Source organism: Hoeflea ulvae (assembly GCF_026619435.1).
GTDB classification, from domain to species: Bacteria; Pseudomonadota; Alphaproteobacteria; order Rhizobiales; family Rhizobiaceae; genus Hoeflea; species Hoeflea ulvae.
Genome location: NZ_JAOVZQ010000001.1, coordinates 4,363,205 through 4,383,884, shown reverse-complemented (window position 1 = coordinate 4,383,884; position 20,680 = coordinate 4,363,205). Strand labels below are relative to the sequence as shown.

General features: G+C 61.3%; 20 protein-coding genes. 10 read left to right on the top strand and 10 right to left on the bottom strand.

Features of this window, described 5'->3' with window-relative positions; translation table 11 throughout:
• Positions 1-185 precede the first annotated feature (185 nt).
• The gene (locus tag OEG82_RS20840; protein ID WP_267614265.1) at positions 186-683 is read right to left on the bottom strand and encodes a lactoylglutathione lyase family protein; all 498 of its coding nucleotides are present in this window, start codon (positions 681-683) and stop codon (positions 186-188) included.
• Between the two features lie 101 nt (positions 684-784).
• Here OEG82_RS20840 and OEG82_RS20835 point away from each other — a divergent pair, with 101 nt between their 5' ends.
• Complete coding sequence (locus OEG82_RS20835) at positions 785-1,696, top strand: LysR family transcriptional regulator (protein WP_267614264.1); 912 nt, start codon at positions 785-787, stop codon at positions 1,694-1,696.
• A gap of 23 nt (positions 1,697-1,719) precedes the next feature.
• Here OEG82_RS20835 and OEG82_RS20830 read toward each other — a convergent pair whose 3' ends face one another.
• Positions 1,720-2,619, bottom strand: a complete 900-nt coding sequence (locus OEG82_RS20830) for a DMT family transporter (protein ID WP_267614263.1) — start codon at positions 2,617-2,619, stop codon at positions 1,720-1,722.
• Between the two features lie 332 nt (positions 2,620-2,951).
• Between OEG82_RS20830 and OEG82_RS20825 the strand changes: the two genes are divergently transcribed.
• Positions 2,952-4,250: an adenylosuccinate synthase gene (locus OEG82_RS20825; RefSeq protein WP_267614262.1), complete on the top strand. Its 1,299-nt coding sequence runs from the start codon at positions 2,952-2,954 to the stop codon at positions 4,248-4,250.
• 51 nt (positions 4,251-4,301) lie between these two features.
• Positions 4,302-5,915: a hypothetical protein gene (locus OEG82_RS20820; protein WP_267614261.1), complete on the top strand. Its 1,614-nt coding sequence runs from the start codon at positions 4,302-4,304 to the stop codon at positions 5,913-5,915.
• Between the two features lie 115 nt (positions 5,916-6,030).
• Here OEG82_RS20820 and OEG82_RS20815 read toward each other — a convergent pair whose 3' ends face one another.
• The gene (locus OEG82_RS20815) at positions 6,031-7,089 is read right to left on the bottom strand and encodes an aminopeptidase (protein WP_267614260.1); all 1,059 of its coding nucleotides are present in this window, start codon (positions 7,087-7,089) and stop codon (positions 6,031-6,033) included.
• 427 nt (positions 7,090-7,516) lie between these two features.
• Positions 7,517-8,968 (bottom strand): P-loop ATPase, Sll1717 family, encoded by a 1,452-nt coding sequence (locus OEG82_RS20810; RefSeq protein ID WP_267614259.1) that lies wholly within the window; start codon positions 8,966-8,968, stop codon positions 7,517-7,519.
• Between the two features lie 653 nt (positions 8,969-9,621).
• Between OEG82_RS20810 and OEG82_RS20805 the strand changes: the two genes are divergently transcribed.
• Both OEG82_RS20805 and OEG82_RS20800 read left to right on the top strand, forming a co-directional pair.
• Positions 9,622-10,041 carry a DUF4112 domain-containing protein gene (locus tag OEG82_RS20805; RefSeq protein ID WP_267614258.1) on the top strand — a complete coding sequence of 140 codons (420 nt, stop codon included), beginning with the start codon at positions 9,622-9,624 and terminating at the stop codon, positions 10,039-10,041.
• Between the two features lie 652 nt (positions 10,042-10,693).
• Positions 10,694-11,269 carry a GNAT family N-acetyltransferase gene (locus tag OEG82_RS20800; RefSeq protein ID WP_267614257.1) on the top strand — a complete coding sequence of 192 codons (576 nt, stop codon included), beginning with the start codon at positions 10,694-10,696 and terminating at the stop codon, positions 11,267-11,269.
• Positions 11,270-11,507: 238 nt separating this feature from the next.
• Here the strand turns inward: OEG82_RS20800 and rpoH are convergent, their stop codons facing one another.
• Both rpoH and OEG82_RS20790 read right to left on the bottom strand, forming a co-directional pair.
• Positions 11,508-12,410, bottom strand: coding sequence for an RNA polymerase sigma factor RpoH (rpoH, locus tag OEG82_RS20795; protein ID WP_267614256.1), 903 nt, complete (start codon positions 12,408-12,410; stop codon positions 11,508-11,510).
• Between the two features lie 159 nt (positions 12,411-12,569).
• Positions 12,570-13,619 carry an RluA family pseudouridine synthase gene (locus OEG82_RS20790; protein WP_267614255.1) on the bottom strand — a complete coding sequence of 350 codons (1,050 nt, stop codon included), beginning with the start codon at positions 13,617-13,619 and terminating at the stop codon, positions 12,570-12,572.
• Between the two features lie 29 nt (positions 13,620-13,648).
• Between OEG82_RS20790 and OEG82_RS20785 the strand changes: the two genes are divergently transcribed.
• Both OEG82_RS20785 and OEG82_RS20780 read left to right on the top strand, forming a co-directional pair.
• Complete coding sequence (locus OEG82_RS20785; RefSeq protein WP_267614254.1) at positions 13,649-14,044, top strand: hypothetical protein; 396 nt, start codon at positions 13,649-13,651, stop codon at positions 14,042-14,044.
• Positions 14,045-14,046: 2 nt separating this feature from the next.
• Positions 14,047-14,880 (top strand): TrmH family RNA methyltransferase, encoded by an 834-nt coding sequence (locus tag OEG82_RS20780; protein WP_267614253.1) that lies wholly within the window; start codon positions 14,047-14,049, stop codon positions 14,878-14,880.
• Between the two features lie 51 nt (positions 14,881-14,931).
• On the opposite strand, the gene OEG82_RS20775 is transcribed toward OEG82_RS20780, so the two are convergent.
• Together OEG82_RS20775 and OEG82_RS20770 are read right to left on the bottom strand one after the other, a co-directional pair.
• Positions 14,932-16,137, bottom strand: coding sequence for a coiled-coil domain-containing protein (locus OEG82_RS20775; RefSeq protein ID WP_267614252.1), 1,206 nt, complete (start codon positions 16,135-16,137; stop codon positions 14,932-14,934).
• A 216-nt stretch (positions 16,138-16,353) separates the two neighbouring features.
• A complete protein-coding gene (locus OEG82_RS20770; RefSeq protein ID WP_267614251.1) occupies positions 16,354-16,941 on the bottom strand; it encodes a DUF1134 domain-containing protein in 588 nt (195 codons plus the stop codon).
• Positions 16,942-17,176: 235 nt separating this feature from the next.
• On the opposite strand from OEG82_RS20770, the gene chpT reads away from it, so the two are divergent.
• The gene (gene chpT, locus OEG82_RS20765; RefSeq protein ID WP_267614250.1) at positions 17,177-17,827 is read left to right on the top strand and encodes a histidine phosphotransferase ChpT; all 651 of its coding nucleotides are present in this window, start codon (positions 17,177-17,179) and stop codon (positions 17,825-17,827) included.
• A gap of 135 nt (positions 17,828-17,962) precedes the next feature.
• On the top strand, positions 17,963-18,328 hold the full coding sequence (locus OEG82_RS20760; protein ID WP_267614249.1) for a response regulator: 366 nt from the start codon (positions 17,963-17,965) through the stop codon (positions 18,326-18,328).
• 110 nt (positions 18,329-18,438) lie between these two features.
• Here OEG82_RS20760 and ctrA read toward each other — a convergent pair whose 3' ends face one another.
• Positions 18,439-19,140, bottom strand: coding sequence for a response regulator transcription factor CtrA (ctrA, locus tag OEG82_RS20755; RefSeq protein WP_267614248.1), 702 nt, complete (start codon positions 19,138-19,140; stop codon positions 18,439-18,441).
• Positions 19,141-19,580: 440 nt separating this feature from the next.
• On the opposite strand from ctrA, the gene OEG82_RS20750 reads away from it, so the two are divergent.
• Positions 19,581-19,937, top strand: coding sequence for a flagellar export protein FliJ (locus tag OEG82_RS20750; RefSeq protein ID WP_267614247.1), 357 nt, complete (start codon positions 19,581-19,583; stop codon positions 19,935-19,937).
• A 190-nt stretch (positions 19,938-20,127) separates the two neighbouring features.
• On the opposite strand, the gene OEG82_RS20745 is transcribed toward OEG82_RS20750, so the two are convergent.
• Complete coding sequence (locus tag OEG82_RS20745; RefSeq protein ID WP_267614246.1) at positions 20,128-20,406, bottom strand: GNAT family N-acetyltransferase; 279 nt, start codon at positions 20,404-20,406, stop codon at positions 20,128-20,130.
• Positions 20,407-20,680 lie beyond the last annotated feature (274 nt).

Genomic DNA, 20,680 nt, shown 5'->3' with positions numbered 1-20,680 from the left:
ATACATATGAGCGATTTCCGAAAATCGTGCCAATTTCTCGATTGCGAACAGCAGCCGGCACATACAAAAGGGCCGAAAACGGCCATGAACGGCAGCCCTTCCAATGGCCCGTTTGCGGTACGCCCGCGCGCAGTCAGATGCGTTCACAAAGTCGCACCTGCTCTGCGCGGCGCACTCACGTTCGTTCAGCCATAGGCCCCAGACGAATAGGTCAGCTCATAACTATGGCTGTAGAGTTCGAAGACGATGCCGAAGGGGTCTTCGACATAGACCATGCGGTAGGGCTTGTCGCCCGGGAAATATTCCCGCACCGGCATGCGCTGCTTGCCGCCGGCGGCGACGATCTTTTCCAGAAGCGTCTCGAGATCGGGATCCTGAATGGCGAAATGGAAGGTGCCGTGCTGGCGGAAATCCATGTTGTCGGCGGGGGCGTGGTTGCCGTCGAATTCGAACAGTTCGATGCCGATCCGGTCGGCCGTGGCCATGTGGGCGATGCGCAGCTTTTTCCAGCCGGGTCCGAAGACATCGGTGCACATCCGGCCGATTTCACTGTCGTCCTCGGCAATCTCGGTCGGTTGCATGATGGTGTAGAATCCAAGCACCTCGGAATAGAATTTGACGGCGCCGTCGAGGTCGGGGACGGACAGTCCGATATGGGAAAAACTTCTCGGTGTCGGCAGCATGGCAGCCTCCTTTATCTATTGCGATGAGGCCGATATAGGCGTGCCGCTTGAATATGTGAAATTATCATTTATAAGAATAATAATAACAAAATGGAATGATCATGCTGAATTCCGGCTGGCTCGACACCTTCACCACGCTGTGTGAAACTGGGCATTTCACCCGCACGGCGGAATTGCGCGGCATGACCCAGCCGGGCGTCTCGCAGCATTTGCGCAAGCTCGAGGACCAGGTCGGGCATCCGCTGATTTCCCGCCAGGGCAAGGGTTTCAGCCTGACACCCGCCGGCGAGGCGGTGCTGGCGGTGGGACGGTTGCGACGGCGCGAGGAGCAGAGCCTGATGCAGTCGGTGTCCCATGACGCGCCCGATATCGGCGAGGTCAGTATCGGCTGTTCCGGAAGTTTCGCCATGCTGCTTTATCCCGGCCTGCTGCCGCTGATGCAGGCCGCGCCCAAGCTGACCGTGCGGCTGGAAGCCATGCCGCGCGACGGCATCATTGCCGCTGTGCTCGACCGCCGGCTCGATCTCGGCATTGTCGGCCACAGGCCCGATCACCCGCGGCTCGAGGCCACCCGTCTCGGCGTCGAGGAATTGTGCCTGCTGCTTCCAGCCGGCGAAGTGCCGGGTGATCTCAGCCTCGCGGATCTCGACGCCCGCGGGTTCATTGCCCATCCGGACGGGTTTGCCTATGCCGATGATCTGTTTGCGCTGAATTTCCCTGATGAATTCCGCGGCGCCGACCGGTTGCGCGTCCGCGCCTTCGTCAACCAGATCAGCCAGATCCCGGCGCCGGTCGCCCATGGCATCGGCTACACGCTGCTGCCGCGCAGCGGCTATGACGCCTATCCGCAGCGCGACCGGCTGCAGATCGTCGGCCTGCCGCAAGGCCGCAGTCACGAGCTGTGGCTGATCTCCGGCAAGGGGCGGCAATGGCCGGCGCGGATCCCGCCGGTCGCGCGGGTGATCCGCCAGATTGCCGAGCGGTTGTGCTCCACGTCAGACGCGGGAACGTGAGCGGTGCCGCTTAGGCCCGGGTCTCAGCCCGGGCGAAGCGAGGGATTGGCCTTGCGCCGCTCCGACAGCCAGATGCCGCTCAGCACCAGAACCAGGGCGACCACGTGATAGAGATGCAGGATCTCGCCGAGGATCAGCACTGACAGGATCGTGCCGAAGATCGGCACCAGGTTGATGAAGATGCCGGCGCGGTTGGAGCCGATGATCTCGTTGCCCTTGATATAGAGCACCTGAGCCACCAGCGACGGGAAGACGGCGGTGAAGATCGCCACCAGCCAGCCGGTGGTGTCGGGCAGGATGGCGGTGCCGCGGCCGAGCTCGAAGGCCGCGAAAGGCAGCGAGGTCAGGAAGGCCGACCCCGCCATCACCGTGATCATCGACTGCCAGTGCAGCACCGGCTTGTAGCGCAGCGCCACGGTGTAGCCGCCGTAAAACAGCACCGCCAGCAGCATCAGCGCGTCGCCCCGGCTGAGCTCCAGCGTGATCAGCCGGGCCAGGCTGCCGCTTGCGGCGGTGATGCCGACGCCGATCAGCGTCAGCGCAAAGCCAATGATCTGCGCCGGCGTCACCCTGATCCGGAACAGGATGAAATTGGCGAGAAAGATCACCATCGGCATGCCCGCCTGCTCGATGGCGACATTGATCGCCGTGGTGTGTTCGAGCGCGGAATACAGCAGCACATTGAAGAAGGTGAAGCCGAACATGCCGTAGCAGAACAACAGCGGCAGGTGTTTCCTGATGGTCTTGATGTCTCGGCGCACCTGCGGCAGGGCGAACATCAGCACGATCGCGAAGGCCAGGGCCCAGCGGACCGAGGTCAGGATCATCGGCGAAATATGGCCGACGGCCAGCTTGCCGGCCACCGCATTGCCGCCCCAGGACAGGGCGGTGATGATCAGGAACAGATAGGCGCGCAGGATCACGACGGGACTTTCTGGCTCGGGCCGGGCTTGGCAGGATGACCTCCGATGCGGATGTGGCCGACCGGACCTTACCTGACACACCGATTCTGTCCAGCCAGACGCAATATCGCTGCGCTATGACACCGGTTCAGTGCCGGGCAGGGCGGTTTGTGCTGCAAAATGATGCGTGTTCCATGGCGGGCCGTTTGGTTTTTCCCGCTTTTGTGAAATTGTCACTTAATAACGGCTCTTCGCCGCGCGGGAGGGTCGATTTTGGTTGGCCGAGTCTGTATGCATGCGCGGGTTTTGTTTTCCGGGCCTCTCAGGAAGAGTCCGCACGCCAAGGGGATGATATGGCCAACGTAGTTGTTGTCGGGTCGCAATGGGGCGACGAAGGTAAGGGCAAGATCGTCGACTGGCTTTCAGAGCGGGCCGACGTGGTCGTGCGTTTCCAGGGAGGCCACAATGCCGGCCACACGCTGGTCGTCGACGGCGCCGTCTACAAGCTGTCGCTGCTGCCTTCGGGCGTGGTGCGGCCGGGGAAGCTCGGCGTCATCGGCAATGGCGTGGTCATCGACCCGCATGCGCTGGTCAGCGAAATCGACCGGCTGGCCGAGCAGGGCGTCGTCATCAATGGCGACAATCTGCGCATCGCCGACAATGCCACGCTGATCCTGTCGCTGCACCGCGAACTCGACGCGCTGCGCGAAGACGCCGCGTCGAATTCCGGCACCAAGATCGGCACCACCCGCCGCGGCATCGGCCCGGCCTATGAAGACAAGGTCGGCCGACGGGCGATTCGGGTGATGGATCTGGCCAATCTCGAAACATTGCCGGCCAAGGTCGACCGGCTGCTGACCCACCACAATGCGCTGCGCCGCGGCCTCGGCCAGCCCGAATTCAGCGTCGAGACCATTCTGGACGAACTCACCTCGGTCGCCGAACGCATCCTGCCGTTCCGCGAGACCGTGTGGCTGCTTCTCGACAAGAAGCGCCGCGCCGGCGCCCGCATCCTGTTCGAGGGCGCCCAGGGCACGCTGCTCGACGTCGATCACGGCACCTATCCCTTCGTCACCTCGTCCAACACCATCGCCGGCCAGGCGGCTGCCGGTTCGGGCCTCGGGCCGGGTGCGCTGAGCTATGTGCTGGGCATCACCAAGGCCTATACGACCCGCGTCGGCGAGGGCCCGTTCCCGACCGAACTCAATGACGAGACCGGCCAGTTCCTGGGCGAGCGCGGCCATGAATTCGGCACCGTCACCGGGCGCAAGCGCCGCTGCGGCTGGTTCGATGCAGCGCTTGTGCGCCAGGCCGTCGCGGTCAACGGCATCACCGGCATCGCGCTGACAAAGCTCGATGTTCTCGATGGGCTGAAGGAACTCAAGATCTGCATCGGCTACGAGATCGACGGCGAGCGCGTCGATCACCTGCCGGCCAGCCAGGGCGCCCAGGCCCGGGTGACACCGATCTACGAGACCATCGCAGGATGGGACGGAACCACCGTCGGCGCGCGCAGCTGGGCCGAGCTGCCGGCGCAGGCGATCAAATATGTGCGGCGGATCGAGGAGCTGATCGGCGCGCCGGTGGCGCTGTTGTCCACAAGCCCCGAGCGCGACGACACGATACTTGTGACGGACCCGTTTGAAGACTAGGTTAGCGCGCATGGCCATGCGGCGCAGGACGTGATCGAACCAGGGTAAATTATGGCGGATTTTGTAGCAGTCATCCGGAAGGCAGTCGACAATCTGCCCGAGAACACGCCGGAAAACCGGAGCAGGGTCTATGACAAGGCGCGGGCTGCCATCCGGCGCCAGCTCGAGGCGATCAATCCGCAACCCTCCGACGAGGTGATGACCCGCCAGCTCGACAAGCTCGACAAGGCCATTGACGAGGTCGAGACCGAACATGCCGAGGCGCTTCCGGCCGAGGATGACGAAGCCGATGCGCTGATGGCCGAACTCGAGTCGATGGTGGAAAAAAGCCCGGTGCTTGCCGAGCCGGCGCCGCAACCGCCCGAGCCGCAGCCGATCGAGCCGGCGCCCGCATCTCCCGAAGCCGAATCCGGGTCCGAAGCTGAGCCCGAGCCCGAGCCGGAAACGGACGCGCCGGTGATTCCGGCCGAAGTGGCCCAGCCCGGCGCGGCCTCGGTGCTTCCGGGCGAGACCGGCGAGATGGATCCGGTGCAGCCCGTGGCCGGCACGCGTCCGCCGGACCTGGCGGGATCTGCCCATGACGAAGCCTTCGGTCTCGACACCGCGCCGCGGCGCGATGCCGGTCCTGCGCCCGCGCGGCAGGACAAGCCGAGCAAGGGCGGCTGGACCATCCTGGCGCTGATCCTGGTGCTCGGCGCCATCGCCTATGCCGGCTGGACCTACAAGGACACGCTGACGGCGATGTTCGGCTCCACCGCGGTGGAAACGCCGCTCGCCACCGAGGAAACCCCGGCGGAGACCGAAACCGCGCTGGCGACGCCGGAAACCCCGGCGGAAGAGCCCGCCGCGCCGGAAGAAACGGCCGCGCCCGAGGTGCCCGCCACCGCGGCTGAAGGCGACGACACCAAGTTCACCCAGCGGCTCAATCCGGACGGCACCGAAACCGATGCCGGCCCCGCGCCCGGCCCCGATGTCGACGACACGGTCGAGGGCCGCTCGGTTGCAGCGCTGACCGATGCCGGCCCGGCCGAGGATGCGGTGGCGGCGGACACTTCCGCCGATGCCGCAGCCGCGCCCGGCGATGCCGCAGCTCCCGATGCCCAGCCGCTCGGCGTGGCGCAGAAGATGATCCTGTATGAGGAGCGTCTCGGCCAGCAGTCGCTCGAGGTCAAGAACGGCACCGTGGTCTGGACCCTGGTCAGCGAGGCCTCCGGCGACGGCCCGGACGAGCAGGTGATCCGCGGCGAGATCAACAATCCCGACACCGGCCTGTCGGCGCTGCTCACCATCAAGCGCAACACCGACCCGTCGCTGCCGGCCAGCCACATTGTCGAGGTCGTCTTCGCCGTGCCGTCCGATTTCGCCGGCGGCTCGATCGACCAGTTGCAGCGCATCGCCATGAAGCAGACCGAGGCCGACCAGGGCAATCCGCTGGTGGCCGTGCCGGCCAAGATCACCCAGGATTTCTACATGGTGGCGCTCAACGATCTCGACGAGGCGCGCACCTTCAACACCGATCTCTTGCGCCAGCGCAACTGGATCGACATTCCGGTGGTCTATGCCAATGGCCGCCAGGCGCTGATCACCCTGGAAAAGGGCGCCAGCGGCACCGAGGTGTTCAACCAGGCGCTGGACGCCTGGGCCCGCGCCACCCCCCAGAACTGACCCGCCGCCCTTCAATCTCCCTCCTTGCGGGGGAGATGTCGGCGCAGCCGACAGAGGGGGTAATGCCCCCGCATTCCGCTTTCACCGCATCCCGCCAGCCGTCAGACCGGAGCCGTCACTCGCACGTGGCCGCGGTCTCGACTGCTTTGGCGCGCAAAGCCTTGTCGAGTGCGCCCAAGCGCGCCACCGCAGCGTAAAACCGCGGATAATCCTGCGTACAGAGCGCAAACAGCCGCAAAAATGCCGGCACCCGGTCATTATAGACCGAGGTCGCGGCGATCTTGGCATTGTTGATCGGCGCCGCGATCCAGGCGTCATAGCCTGAATACCCGCCCCAGCGGCGCGCGCGCATCCGCCGGTGGCGCGCCCTCAGCCGCTCGATCGCGTCCGCCTTCGCCGCCCGTTTCTCGGCGGCGCTGCCGGGCCCCTGATAGATAGCCTGCAATTCAACCCGGGTCTGCGCCACCAGCGCCAGGAAGGCGGCATTGCGGGTCAGCCCGGCCTCGTAGCGGCGCAGGCCGGCCGTGTCGCCGCGCGCGCGCAGCCATGATTTCACCCCGGTCTGTTCCACCGCAACGGCAAAGGCCTCGTTGAAGGCGGAATCATCGTCGACATAGACCCGCTGATGCGCCAGCTCGTGAAACACCAGGCCGGCGAGAAAGCTCTCGTCCCGGCGCAGCATGGTCGACAGCAGCGGATCGCTAAACCAGCCCAGCGTCGAATAGGCGGTGACGCCCGAGACATGCACGTCAAATCCCTGGCGCGCGAGCCCGGCCGCGGTCCGCTCCGCCGTCTCACGCGAAAAATAGCCCCGGTAAGGCACGCAGCCGAACACCGAAAAACACCAGATCCGCGGCGCAAGCGAGAATTCGGGGGCGGCAAACACCGCCCAGGTCACATAGTCCCGGCCGATATCGACATAAGATCGGTAGCTCGCATTGTCCGGCAGCGCCAGCGCCTCGCTGGCAAACAGCCTGATGTCCCGCGCCGCCGCCATTTTTGCGCGCAAGGTGTCAGGCGTCGAAGCATCCTCGATCAGCCTGCCCACATCCCGCCGCCCCGCCATCACCTCGACATGCCCAGAGAGAGACTGCGCGTAGTAGGACACGCCGGTGCAGCCGGAGAGGGGGGAGACGAGGATGACCAGCAGGATCAGGGAGAAGGTGCGTTGCATGGGGTGTCCAGGGAATTGCTAGGCTTTCCGTCGAGCATATGCCGCGATGGCTCATGAAAGAAGACTGAGTGCGAAGGCGTGCGCGGGTTTGGGGCAAGGTTGGGGGAGGGGCATCCGCTAATCGCCCCGCCGGCCAAGATCATCTCGGAATTTGGCTTGGCGATGCTCAACTATTTTTTGGAAGCGCGCGACGCTAATACTAAATCGATCTGCTGCGCAAGCACAACTGGATCGACAACCTCGTGGTCTATGCCAGCGGCCGATAGGCGCTGATCAAACTCGAAAAGGATTCCAGCTGAACTGAAAGTGTTCAATCAGGCGCTGAACACTCAGGCGACGGTCACACCCGCGCTGTGAGGGCGTAACGATGTTGGCCTTCCCCAAGTGGCTGATGCTCTGCTAAAGCCCTGCTCAACTGCTGTACTTGTCATGCGCCGGGTATTCTTTCTTCTTTCAATTTAGCGTGTTCTTTTAGACCGATATGTACTTTCAATCTTGTAGCAGTAGAATCCCAAGCCGAACTAGTGTCGGTATATCGAAACAACCAACTTGAGCCTCCGCCACCAGATGGTTGCAGGTAGCCTACCACTGAAAATCGATATAATTGTTCCAACGCGGATTCTGCGGAAAACCCATTGTCAGGCGTTTTTAATGCCTTGTAATTCTTAATAAAAACATCTCTTTCAAACGTGATAGTTTGAGTTTTTGAGCATGCTTGTAGTGCTTGGGTCCACTGGGGCCAGTGCGGATTTATTTCGTCGTCAAGCTCTTCCTTTAGATATTCGGAGTACTGCTCGCGGCATGCATTAAAGTCTTCATTAACAAAAATAAGAGGTTCATCGCTTCTGGATTTAGCAACAGCCAATGCCTCATTTAGAAATTGAATTACATCCCTAGGCCTTAGAAGAGTGCGTGAGAACATATGTTGAAGCTTAGGTTGGGATCCTCGCATTTTGGAGCCGTCTTCGACGTCCTCCCAAGTGATGGTCGCTCCCAATTTTGACCTTAACCTGTTTTCTATTAATGTTTTTAGACTGGCTTCGTCCCAGGCCAAACGAACTGTGGAGGTTCTTGTGATTTTATTCTTATCCGAAAAATTAACCTGTTCCCAGATGTCAGACCTCAAATAAACTATGGGGGAAATATTCCCTCGAAATTTTCCTGAGCCTTTTATTTCGCGAGCTGCGAGAACCAATCCTATAAGCATACGTTTTTTTGTGTCGTCTAGAGTGTCCAGACCTTGATCAAGCTCGTCGAAATGCAAATATAAGTTATCTATATTTAATTGTTCGATTGCGGTGCTGACGTCCTTCAACAACGAGTTAGCTAGGCTATCCAGTTCGAGGCCCAAGACGTTTGAATTTGCGCGATCACCGAATGATATAGAGCCAAGGGAAACCCCGGCTATTTGCGGTCCTAGGGTTAGCCCAACTATTTTTAATCGCTGACGAGAAAGTATCGATCTAGTCTCCGGTTCCGTTGTTCCGAAATTGCTTATTAAAAATTTGGTTAATCCTGCAATTGTATCTGTGTATTTCCCTTCACCTAAGTTTACTACCATACTGGCCAATCTAATCGCTATCAGCAGACGCCAAGATGCGACATAAGCCTCCGTGTCGGATGCACCTTTATCTACGAGTCCCGCGTGAGCGTTCCAAGGATAACTACGAAGAGAAAGTGGCTTACCATGCTTTTCAGGGAATGTTTCCGTAAAGTGCTTCACCAATGCGGTTTTTCCGCTTCCTTTTCTCCCTAGAACGAGAAGAGTTTGACCGCTTGAAATACTTTCCACGGCATCTGTAGTAAGGAAGTATTCCAAGACAGCGTCGTCCTCTGCAGCAATTGCTCCAAAAGAAGGTAAGTCTCTAAGTGTATTCATTGGTGAATGTTCTTTCCAACATAATTCGTCGCAAGTCGATGTTAAGTGGCTGTTGTCAATCTAAAATGTGGCGTTGTCGAAAGGCACTAACCTAAGTTTGAAATGAGGCTAGCAAGCGAATTTCAGCCTGCGGCAAGGAGCTTCTTCCAAGCGGGCGAAAATCATTTTTGTTACAAAACCACTTCAGTTTCACAACAATTTCCGACGGGCATGAGCCTGCAGTGATAGATGCTGATTGGCTGTCGGCCTATCTTGCTCCCCTTGTCTATGTCAAGCGTCGAGATATGGTCCCGCACTAAAACGCATTAACTACGAATTTGAAGTAGTGGGTTCATTGTACTCGATGACCCTATGCTTGCAACGTTGATTTGATTCAACCCAATTTTTGTTGAAGCAATCCTCACCTGCCCCGAACCCGAAGGTTCCTCGAGTTTTTCCACACCCTTTCCACGGTGTCACACTACCATTACCTACCGTCCCGAACCGATGGGTGGGCCCACGGAGACTTGGCCGGCGGAGGCGCCGTGATTTGCGTCCAAGAAGTCCTGAGCGAAGCGCAGCGGTGTTCACCGGTGGACGCCTGTCCACACGCCCGCCACTTCCCCCGATGCCCCCCCACGGGAACCAAACCCGCCCGAAACAGTTAGTCTGCCATGACAGACACAGCGCAACATTTTGACCGGGACCTCATCGTGATCGAGCGCGAGCTGGATCATTTGAACCGGCTGGCCAAAACACTCGACAGCCGCTTCCGGCTGCCGGGCACCTCGATCCGCTTCGGACTGGACACGGTGGTCGGCCTTATTCCGGGCATCGGCGACACGCTGGTGGCGGCACCGTCGGCCTGGATCATCTGGCGCGGCCACAAGATGGGGATCGGCCGGCGGCATATTGCCCGGATGGTTGCCAATTCGGCCGCCGACTATGTCATCGGCCTGGTCCCGGTGATCGGCGATTTGTTCGATGTCGGCTTCAAGGCCAATCTGCGCAATGTCGCGATCCTGCGCGAGCAACTTGGCGCCCGGCATCAGGCGCACAGCGCTGCGCAGACCGAAACCCGCGCTGCGGCCTGAGGCATCCTCGCCGGGTCGTCCTCAGGCCCAGCTTAGCGCCGCGCGAAAAAACTTCCGCCGACAAAAAAATCCCTTAAAATTTCCACACCCCTTGATGCCGTGGCACACTTTCTGCGCCTTCCGTCCCGAACGGATGGCCCGGGCCCACGGAGCCCTGGCCGGCGGAAGGCGGTGAGTTCTGGCGCGCGGGGGCCGCACCCGGCGTCAGAAGCTTCGCGATCGGGAACACCCCGGCCTGCGCGCCGGAACCGGAGACCTGCTGGTCCGCACCAGCACCGGCGGCGTCAAAAAACACGCCGGTCCTGACAAGGCCTGTTTCGCTGGACGGTATTGAGGCCGGGAGCGGGCAGGCAAGGGCGGGTTCGGTTGGCGGTTCAGCCGAACAAGACGAACTGCCCGGGACTGCGTCGCCCTGATTGCGGGGAGGAGCCCCATTTGCGCCCGGAAGGCGCATCTGTCCCTCACCGGTGGGGCGCGGGACACGCGCCAAGCCACATCTTCTTGACCACCACGGGCACGTCGCCCGCGCCCCACGAGTCCGGGTTTCTGCCGGACCCCGAGACTGCCACCACACCGTCGGCGAAATTTGTTTCGCGCGCGGGGTTTTGGCGTGGGGTTTTCCTCCACCGTCAACCATGGCAGATATTTCGCCATGAGATTTGACATTGCCCCCAATTTGTCCTTGCGGCTTCTTCAGCCTGACGATGCCGATCTGCTGTTTGAGGTGGTCGACCAGAACCGGGCCCATTTGCGGCAGTGGTTGCCCTGGCTCGATCGCAATACCACACGGGAAGACTCGCGCGCCTTCATTGAAAGCATCCATCATCAGCATGATGCAGGCAAAGGTTTTGCCTGTGGTGTGTTCCGGGACAACAGGCTTGTCGGCCTGTGCGGGTTCCATGAAATCGACACGCACACTCGGTCCGTTGTCATCGGCTACTGGTTGGCTGAAGCCCATCAGGGAAACGGCATCATATCCCGCTGCGCGGCTTTTTTCATCGATTATGCGTTTACGGAACTCGGTCTGCAGCGGGTGGATATTCCGGTGGCCGAGGGGAACATGCGAAGCCGGGCGGTCTGCGAACGGCTCGGGCTTTCAGATCAGGGCACGATCGAGAATGCCGAATGGCTTTATGACAAATGGGTCAACCACATCCGCTACTCGATAGGTGCAGACCAGTGGCGCGATGCCGGAGACGCTGATTTCGGCGCGTCCGGAAGACAGTAGCCGGGCGGGGACGGAGTGGCCGCGAGATCTTCACACCCGTCGTACCGGACCAGATCCGGTATCCAGCGGGCGAGCGTCTGCCGGGCCCGATACTCCTTTAGCCCAAGGACTTGGGCGTACCGGATGCCGGACCGGTGTCCGGCATGACGGAAGTGGGGTTGCCCCGAGTTCAAACCCCACCACACAAAAACCCCGAAAGCGTCTCCGCTTCCGGGGTCCTTTATCGTCAGGCGTCAGATCAGTCGGCGACGGTGACCAGCGCCTTGTCACGCGCAGCGGCGGCCTTTTGCACCGCGTCCTGCACCTTTTCAAAGGCGCGGACCTCGATCTGGCGGACGCGCTCGCGGGAGATGTCGAATTCGGTCGACAGGTCCTCCAGCGTGATTGGGTCGTCGCGCAGGCGGCGGGCCTCGAAGATGCGGCGTTCGCGCTCGTTGAGCACGTCGAGCGCACCCTGCAGCATGCCGCGCCGGGTCTCGAGCTGGTCCTGCTCGACCAGCATGTCCTCCTGGCTGTCGGAATCATCGACCAGCCAGTCCTGCCACTGGCCGGATTCGCCTTCGCTGGCCTTGATCGGTGCGTTGAGCGAGGCGTCGCCCGCCAGCCGGCGGTTCATCGAGATCACCTCGGCCTCCGACACGTTGAGCTTGGTGGCGATCTCGGCCACCTGATCGGGGCGCAGATCGCCGTCCTCGACGGCCTGAATCTTGCTCTTGACCTTGCGCAGGTTGAAGAACAGCCGCTTCTGGTTTGCGGTCGTGCCCATCTTGACCAGGCTCCAGGAGCGCAGGATATATTCCTGGATCGAGGCCTTGATCCACCACATCGCGTAGGTGGCAAGGCGGAAGCCGCGCTCGGGGTCGAATTTCTTGACCGCCTGCATCAGGCCGACATTGCCTTCGGAAATGACCTCGCCGATCGGCAGGCCGTAGCCGCGATAGCCCATGGCGATCTTGGCGACCAGGCGCAGATGGCTGGTGACGAGCTTGTGCGCCGCCTTGGTGTCCTCATGTTCGAGGAAACGCTTGGCGAGCATGTATTCTTCCTGCGGTTCCAGCATCGGGAACTTGCGAATTTCGGAGAGATAACGGTTGAGACCGTTCTCGCCGGCAGAAATGGACGGTAAACTTCCCTGGGCCATAACAGCACCCCCTGATTCCCGGATTCCGGCTTCCTTGCGGCAAGCCAAACGGTTCGGACCGAACATCGCATCCGAACCAACCCATGTGTCATGTAATTGTGGCGAAACCCGGTATCAAGGTGCAAGCCCCATCACGGTCGCGTGAAGCGCAAGGCTGGTTTACAGATTGGCAAGCGCCAGCCGCAATTGCTCCATGTCTTGCGGCAGCGGCGCCTCGAAGCGCAGTGTCTCGCCGGTGATCGGATGCTCGATCACCAGCAGAAACGCATGCAGCGCCTGGCGGGTGAAGCCGGTCACGGTGTCGCGCACTGCGTCGGGCAGCCGGTTGGCCTTGGTCTTGAAGGCGGCGCCATAGTCCAGGTCGCCGATCAGCGGATGTCCGATATGGGCCATGTGCACCCGGATCTGGTGGGTGCGGCCGGTCTCCAGCCGGCATTCCACCAGTGTCGCCGCACTGCTTCCGTCGGGCTTTTCCTGGTAGCGCTCGCAGACCAGGTAATGGGTGACGGCATGGCGCACATCGTCGCCCTCGTCGGTGCGCACGGCGCGGCGGATCCGGTCCTTGGCGCGGCCGAGGCTTGCGTCGATGGTGCCTTTGAGCCCGTCCGGCTTGCCCCAGACAATCGCCTTGTAGGCGCGCTCCAGCGGGCCGGTGAGACCGTGATCGGCAAATTGCTCGGCGAGATGGCGGTGGGTGATGTCGTTCTTGGCCACCACCATCACCCCGGTGGTGTCGCGGTCGAGCCGGTGCACGATGCCGGGCCTGCGCACGCCGCCGATGCCCGACAGGCTGTCGCCGCAATGGTGGATCAGCGCATTGACCAGGGTTCCGGTCCAGTTGCCGGCGCCGGGATGGACCACGAGGCCGGCCTGCTTGTTGATGACGATCAGGTCATCGTCCTCGTAGAGGATCTCCAGCGCGATGTCCTCGCCGATCGGCTCGGGATCCTCGGGGTCGGGAATTGTCAGCTCGATGCGGTCGCCCGGCGCGATCTTGTGCCCGGCCTGCTTGGCGGCCACGCCGTTGACCATCACCGCACCGGCCTCGATCAGCGCCTTGAGACGGCTGCGCGAAAGGTCGGGTTCGAGCGCTGCTGCCAGCCAGGCATCGAGCCGGCCGGAATCCTCCTCGCCAACAACCAGGGTTTTCGCAGCCGGTTGGGCTTCCCTATCGGGCTGGGCTTCGCTAAACGATGTCGCGTTCTTCAATATCAGGGTCCGCCCGGCAAGGAATGGAAATGTCGACAGTGAATGACGACGATCTCGACGAAAAGCCGCTTGATCCGGAGATGGAAAAGGTACGGCGCAAGATGGTGCGGCTGCTCGCCGTGTCGATCGGCGTCATGTTCATCGGTCTTATGGCCGTGCTGGGCGCAATTGTCTACAAATTCACGCAGGCCGGTGATGCGGGTGCACCCGTCAGCCAGTCGGCCTCGCCGTCGATGAGCGTGCCCTCGGATGCGCCGGTCGCCGCCGTGGCGGCCCTGCCCGACGGTTTCGTGGTCGACAGCGTCTCGCTTGATGGCAACCGCATCGCCTTTTTCGGTCGGGCCGCCGATGGCTCGCAACGGCTGATCATCCATGACATGTCGGTCGGCCGGATCGTCGGCGACATCGTCGTGATCAATCGCTGATCATGGACGGGCAGGGGCGTTTCATCCGCATAGATGATCCGGCCGACCCGCGCATCGCCGAATTCACCGCCATGCGCGACCGGGACCTGGCCGGCCGCGGCGACCGTTTCATCGCCGAAGGCCGGGTCGTGCTGCAGGCGCTGGTCGATGCCCAGGCGGGCGACGCGCGCTTCGTGCTTGAAAAGATCCTGCTCCTTGAGAATCGGGTCGAGGGCACCGGCGATCTGCTGGACCATGTGGAGCCCGGCTGCCCGGTCTATGTGGCGGGACGCGATGTGCTCGACGCCGCGGTCGGCTTTGCCATGCATCGCGGCATTCTGGCCGTCGGCCGGCATGTCCCGCCGGCCTCGTTCGACGCCTTCCTGTCGCGGCTGCCGGACCGGGCGCTGCTGGTGGCGGCCTGCGGCATTTCCAATCACGACAATATCGGCGGCATCTTCCGCAATGCCGGGGTGTTCGGCGCCGATGGCGTCGTGCTCGATTCGTCCTGCTGCGATCCGCTCTACCGCAAGGCGATCCGTGTTTCGGTCGGCGCGGCGTTGCGGGTGCCGTTCTGCCGCGCCGGATCCATCGCAGAGATGGTGCGCAGCCTGACGCTGAACGGGTTCGAGGTCATCGGCCTGTCGCCGCAGGGCAGTCAGACGCTCAGCGCGTTTGAACCCGGCCGCCGGGTGGCCTTGCTGGCCGGCACCGAGGGCGAGGGCCTGCCGGCCGACATTCTCGAGCGGCTGACCACGCTCAGGATCGAACAGGCGCCCGGCATGGACAGCCTCAATGTGGCAACGGCCAGCGGCATCGCGCTGTGGCAGGCGGCCTGCCGCATGGGCCGCGTCTGAACCGCAGCGCTTGACCGGCCGTGCCGTTTGCGCGGCAGGGTGCCGGCCGGCTCAGCGGCTGGAGACAAGCAGCTCGCGGGCGCGGGTGGCAAGACTGGGGTCGGACCGTCCCGACAGCGACGGATCCTCGCTGCCCTTGAGGATGGCGTGGATCGGCGAGGTGCTACCGTCGCGGGCAGCGGTAAGTTCCACCATCATCGCCGCCACAACCGCGATCTCGCGGCGCAGGGCTGCATCATTGCCGTTCTTGTCGGCCTTGAGCAGCCGCTCGGCCAGTGCCGCCTGCCGGGCGCGCAGCCGGTCGATCTTTTCGGCTTCCGGAAGCTCCTCGTGCAGCGCCGCATCCTCTGCCGGCTCATCGGATTCATCCGGCGCCGTGACCGGCGCCTCATTGCTGCTGACGAGCGCGGCCGGCGGCTGTTCGGCAGCCTGCTGCCGGGCGGCACTGTTGGTCGTGCCCTGCTTCTTGAGGGCCCGCATCTCGTCGGACAGTTCCCGGTTTTTCTGCCGGAACCGCTCGACTTCGGCCACGCGCCGGTCAAGCGCGTTTTCGCGATCGGTCAGCGCGGTGATGGTCTTGGCAAGTTTTTCCTGGGTTTGCGCCAGTCGCTCGTCATGGTTTTTCAAGCGGATTTCCAGGTCCCTGTTGGCGGTTCCGGCCTTGGTCAGCGAATCACGCAAGGCATTGCGCTCGTCGCGCAGTTCCCGGATCTGCGATTTGAAGTTTTCAGCCTCGGTGTCGAGGGTGACCAGGTCGATGCGGAGCTCTTCCAGCTCGGCGCCGAGCCGGTTGATCTTGTCATCGCGGGCGGCGAGTTCCCGTTTCAGTGCTTCGCTCAGACGCGCCGCGTCGCTGAAATTGCCGGTCAGGGTGGCGATGGTGGTGTCGCGCTCGTTCAGTTTGGCATGGAGATCGCGGATGTCGGCCTCGCGCTCTTCCACCGCCTTTTCGACCGAGATCTTTTCGCTGCGCAGCGCCACCAGGTCATTGCTCAAGCGCGCGCTGCGGGCAACGCTTTGGGTGAGCTGTTCGCGGTTGTGCTTGAGATCGACAGACAGGCGGGCGGTTTCAGCGGCGAAGGCGGCTCGCGCCATGTCCTTTTCGGCCCGTATTTCGGCTGCCGACAGCGGCACGCTCGCACGGATGCGGCGTTCGGTGAGCTTGACGACACGGCGCTGGATGATCGGCGCCGCAATCAGCGCAACCAGGGCGGCGGCCAGAAAACCCAATGCGAATAACAGCACAAACTCGATCACGGCAAATCCACACAATCAGGAACAGGGCTCAAAAGGCCCCGCAAAGGCCCGCCGGAGCTTTAAGCATGGTCATCCGGCCTCGGCAAGCAGCAAGCGAAGGAAGAGACTGTTGGCTTGTCAAGAACAGACCCCGGTTTTGCTTGCCGCCGTACGCCGCGCGTCTCTTGACAATGCCCGCGGCGACGCCGGTGTTTGGCAGGTCAGGCAAACGGTCGTCTAGAACGGATTCCAGGTCGGCGCGGGTGTCATTTTCAGATAGCCGATATTGATGCCAAGCCTGGCTCCGACACCGGTCCGGATCGGCACGACATAGACATCATCGCGCTTGAGAACGGTCATGCCCAGGCCGGCAACCACGAATGCCGAGCCCGACACGCCGCCAAAGCGACCATAGACAGCCTCGATGCTGGGAAGATTGTAGACCAGCATCATCGTCCGGTTGCCGTTGCCGCCATAATCCCAGCCCAGCGACGGACCCTGCCAGAACACATCGTGCTGGCCGGCATTCTTGGTAAACAGCTGGCCCTCGCCATAGGTCAGGCCGCCGATGAAGGCGCCGGAGGCTTCCTGGCCAAGAATATAGCCATTGGGCAGGCCGTAGGACTGGAATGCCTTCTCGACGATCTTGGCCAGGCCGCCGGAGGTGGATCCGAAAAATCCGTGCCCTGCATCGACGATTTCCTGCGTCGTGTATTGCGAGGCATTTGCCGACTGCGCACGCGCGTCCGGTGCGGCTCCGGCGATGAGCAGCAGGCAGAGAAAGATAGAGGCATAAGCGCGAAGGCCTAGGCGGGACGCGATCATTAGATCCACTCCGTTGATGGGACGGTAGGTACCGCAGAAAACATTGATCACATTGTGACGCGCCGATCTTAATAAGCAGTTTACCAAATATGGTGTCTTTAGGAACGGACGGCTTACGTTGCCATCGGCAATGGGCCATTGAACGACTTCTGACCGACAGTGCTTGCGATTGACCGCACCGGGTGCGAATTTCCAACCGCGCTGATTCGGCGTGGGGCGCAAAGAGGAGAATTTTATGTCGAAGAACCTCAATCTGACTTTGGCAGGACCGGACCTTGCCGCGCTTTTGTGCAGCCGTGTTTGCCATGACATCATTTCTCCCGTCGGAGCGATCAACAATGGTCTCGAACTGCTCGATGAGGGCGGCGCCGACGCCGATGCGATGGATCTCATTCGCACCAGCGCGCTCAACGCCTCGGTGCGGCTGAAATTTGCCCGGCTCGCCTTTGGCGCATCCGGCTCGGTTGGCGCATCGATCGACACCGGCGAGGCCGAAAAAGCCGTGATCGACTATGTCTCGGCCGACAAGAAAACCGAAGTCAACTGGAACGGTCCGCGCGCCATCATCCCGAAAAACCAGGTGAAACTGCTGCTCAACCTGTTCCTGGTTGCCTATGGCGCGATCCCGCGCGGTGGCGAGATCGATGTGACGGTTGAAACGCCGGAAACCGATCCGCGCTTCCGCCTGGCCTGCCGCGGCCGCATGGTGCGGGTGCCGCCGAAATTCCTCGAGATCTATTCGGGCGAAATGGAAGAAGCTGTCGATGCCCATTCCATCCAGCCCTATTACACGGTGCTGCTGGCCGACGAAGCCGGACTGGAGCTGTCGTGCTCGGCGAATGCGGACGAAGTGGTGTTTACCGCGCAACGCCCAGCCGCCGCCTGAGACGGCTTAGGCCATGGCGGAAACGCTCCGTTAAGCCTGTCTGATTACGGAATCTTTGCTCCCTTGGAATAGACTTCATCTCAACAATACCGGATCCGTTCCGGGTTGGTCTGGAAGAAGCCAAGGGAGGCTGCCATGCGCCGCTTTATGATCGCCGATGATTCTGCCGTTATCTGCAAGGTTGCCAAGCGCATCCTCAGCGGGCTGGATTATCTCGTGATAGAAGCGTCAAATTCCGGCGAAGCCATGATCATGTGCGATGCACAGCTTCCCGATGTGCTGTGCGTGGATGCCGGCATGACCGGCGCCCTGGACCTGATTGCCTCGGTGCGTCAGATGGAGGGCGGTGATTCTGTCCGGATCCACTATCTGATGATCGAGAAGGAATTCAAGCAGATGATGGCCGGCAAACGGGCGGGCGCGGATGATTTCCTGCTCAAGCCTTTTGACCGGCGCAGCCTGACCGAAGCCTTCGCGCCCTATGCGGCAGCCGTCGCCTGACGCCGGCATCCCGGATGCCGAACTGTTCTCCGCACGCGCTTGAGCCATGAAAAAACCCGCCTGACAAAGGCGGGTTCTTGTTCGTTGCAGTCCTGAAAAAGGGAGGAAGTTCAGGCGCTTTCGAGAATCTGGTTTTCTTCCGGCTCGCGCAGAACATAGCCGCGGCCCCACACCGTTTCGATGTAGTTCTTGCCGCCTGCCGATGTGGCGAGCTTCTTGCGCAATTTGCAGATGAAGACGTCGATGATCTTCAGTTCCGGCTCGTCCATTCCGCCATAGAGATGGTTGAGGAACATTTCCTTGGTCAGCGTCGTGCCCTTGCGAAGCGAGAGCAGCTCCAGCATCTGGTATTCCTTGCCGGTCAGATGCACGCGCTGCGAACCGACTTCCACGGTCTTGGCATCGAGATTGACGACCAGGTCACCGGTGGTGATGACCGACTGGGCATGGCCCTTCGAACGGCGCACGATGGCGTGAATGCGTGCAACAAGTTCGTCCTTGTGGAACGGCTTGGTCATGTAATCATCGGCGCCGAAGCCGAGACCGCGAACCTTGTCCTCGATTCCGGCCATGCCGGACAGGATCAGGATCGGTGTCTTCACCTTGGAAAGCCTGAGAGTGCGCAAAACCTCGTAACCGGACATGTCCGGCAGGTTGAGGTCCAGCAGAATGATGTCGTAGTCGTACAGTTTGCCGAGGTCGACGCCCTCTTCGCCCAGATCCGTGGTGTACACGTTGAAGCTTTCGGACTTCAGCATCAGTTCGATGCTCTGCGCGGTCGCGCTGTCATCCTCGATCAATAGAACCCGCATTTTTTAATCCCCTTTTCCGCCGCCGCAAGGTTTCGAGATCCACTTACGCTATACGGATCCAGTTGTTGCCTGATTTGGAGGCTGCCACGGAATGGTTAACAAATTCTGATCAGGTTATGCAACCACTATCACAATGTTAATTTTCACTGGCAAACTCATGATTTCATTCCCAAAAATTCTCTTGGATTTCTTGAAGTGACACTTCACGAAACCGACCCAAGTGATTCAAAGGACTCTGGAAAAAAGGCCGGAAAAAATCATTGTTCCCGTTTACTCCGCCTTAAACCATGACGGCTATTATTAATGATGCCCGTAAACGAATGGTTACCGCTGTGGATAAAAAGTTAACGCTGCGGTCATTATTTGCAAATCGGGACTGGTGAATTCGCCAGAGTATCGAGTTTCACCAACCGGGATCTCGCATCACGGGAGTATTGCGTATGAAGTCGCGTGAGAGCCATGTTCGCCTGAAACAGTTTCAGGTCAACGAAAAAACCCGTCAACTGGGCCAGATCCAGCTGATGATGGCAGAAATGGAAAAGATGGCGGCCGAACTGGAGTACCAGATCATCGCCGAGGAAAAGAAGGCGGGTAACACCGATCCTTCCCATTTCGCCTATCCGACCTTCGCCAAGGCGGCGCGCCAGCGATCCGACAATCTGCAAACCTCAATCAAGGAATTGAAGGTGCAGCTTGATGCGGCTGAACTGGCGCTCGAAGAGGCGCAGGCTGAGTTCGACAAGGCAACCGCGCTTGAAGAGCGTGATGCCGGACATCGGTCGAACCGGGCAGTCTGAATGAATGCATGTCGTGTTCGGGTGATCTCACTGGAACACGACATTCATTGATGCCTGCAATCGCCTGCGACCGGTCATCTGGCCGGTCGCAGGTGCTTTTGCGTGCAGGCCGGCCCGACCGGGCCTGCGGATCCGCGGGCCTGCGGATCCGCTGTTCCGAACGGCCTTGCCCGGGGCAGGGCGGGATCGTCTATACGACCACATCCCGCCAATCCGGATTTCGCTGGGCCTGGGCCTTGAAGAAGGGGCAAAGCGGGATGATTTTCCAGCCGCCGGCGCGCGCCGCCTCGATGGCGTGAAGCGCCAGGGCCTGACCGACGCCCTTGCCCCGCAGGGAATCCGGCACGCCGGTGTGATCGATGATGACGAGCTGCGGCGATGCACGGGAAAAGGTCATTTCGGCCTCGACGCCGTCAAGGCGCGCAATGTAGCGACCGCCGCTGGGGCCGGCTTCATCAACGATGTCCATGGTTTCACTCCCTGTCGATAGTCAATGGCCGATCGCGCGGCCGGCCACCGGCGGGCTCGCTGCCGAGGCCCGTGTCCAGCCGGGATTTTTCCGGACCCGGCTTGCATGCTTCATGCTTACATGCATCGTGCCAAACTGCTACAGCCAGCTTTGCGCGGCCGAGCGAATATGTGACGCTGCAGGCGTTGCGGGCAAGTCCTGTTCGCGTCAGCGGGTCGAGCCCGTCCAGTGCAGACTGGCGCGCCGGACCGGGCGCGAAAAGGGTTTTCCGGGG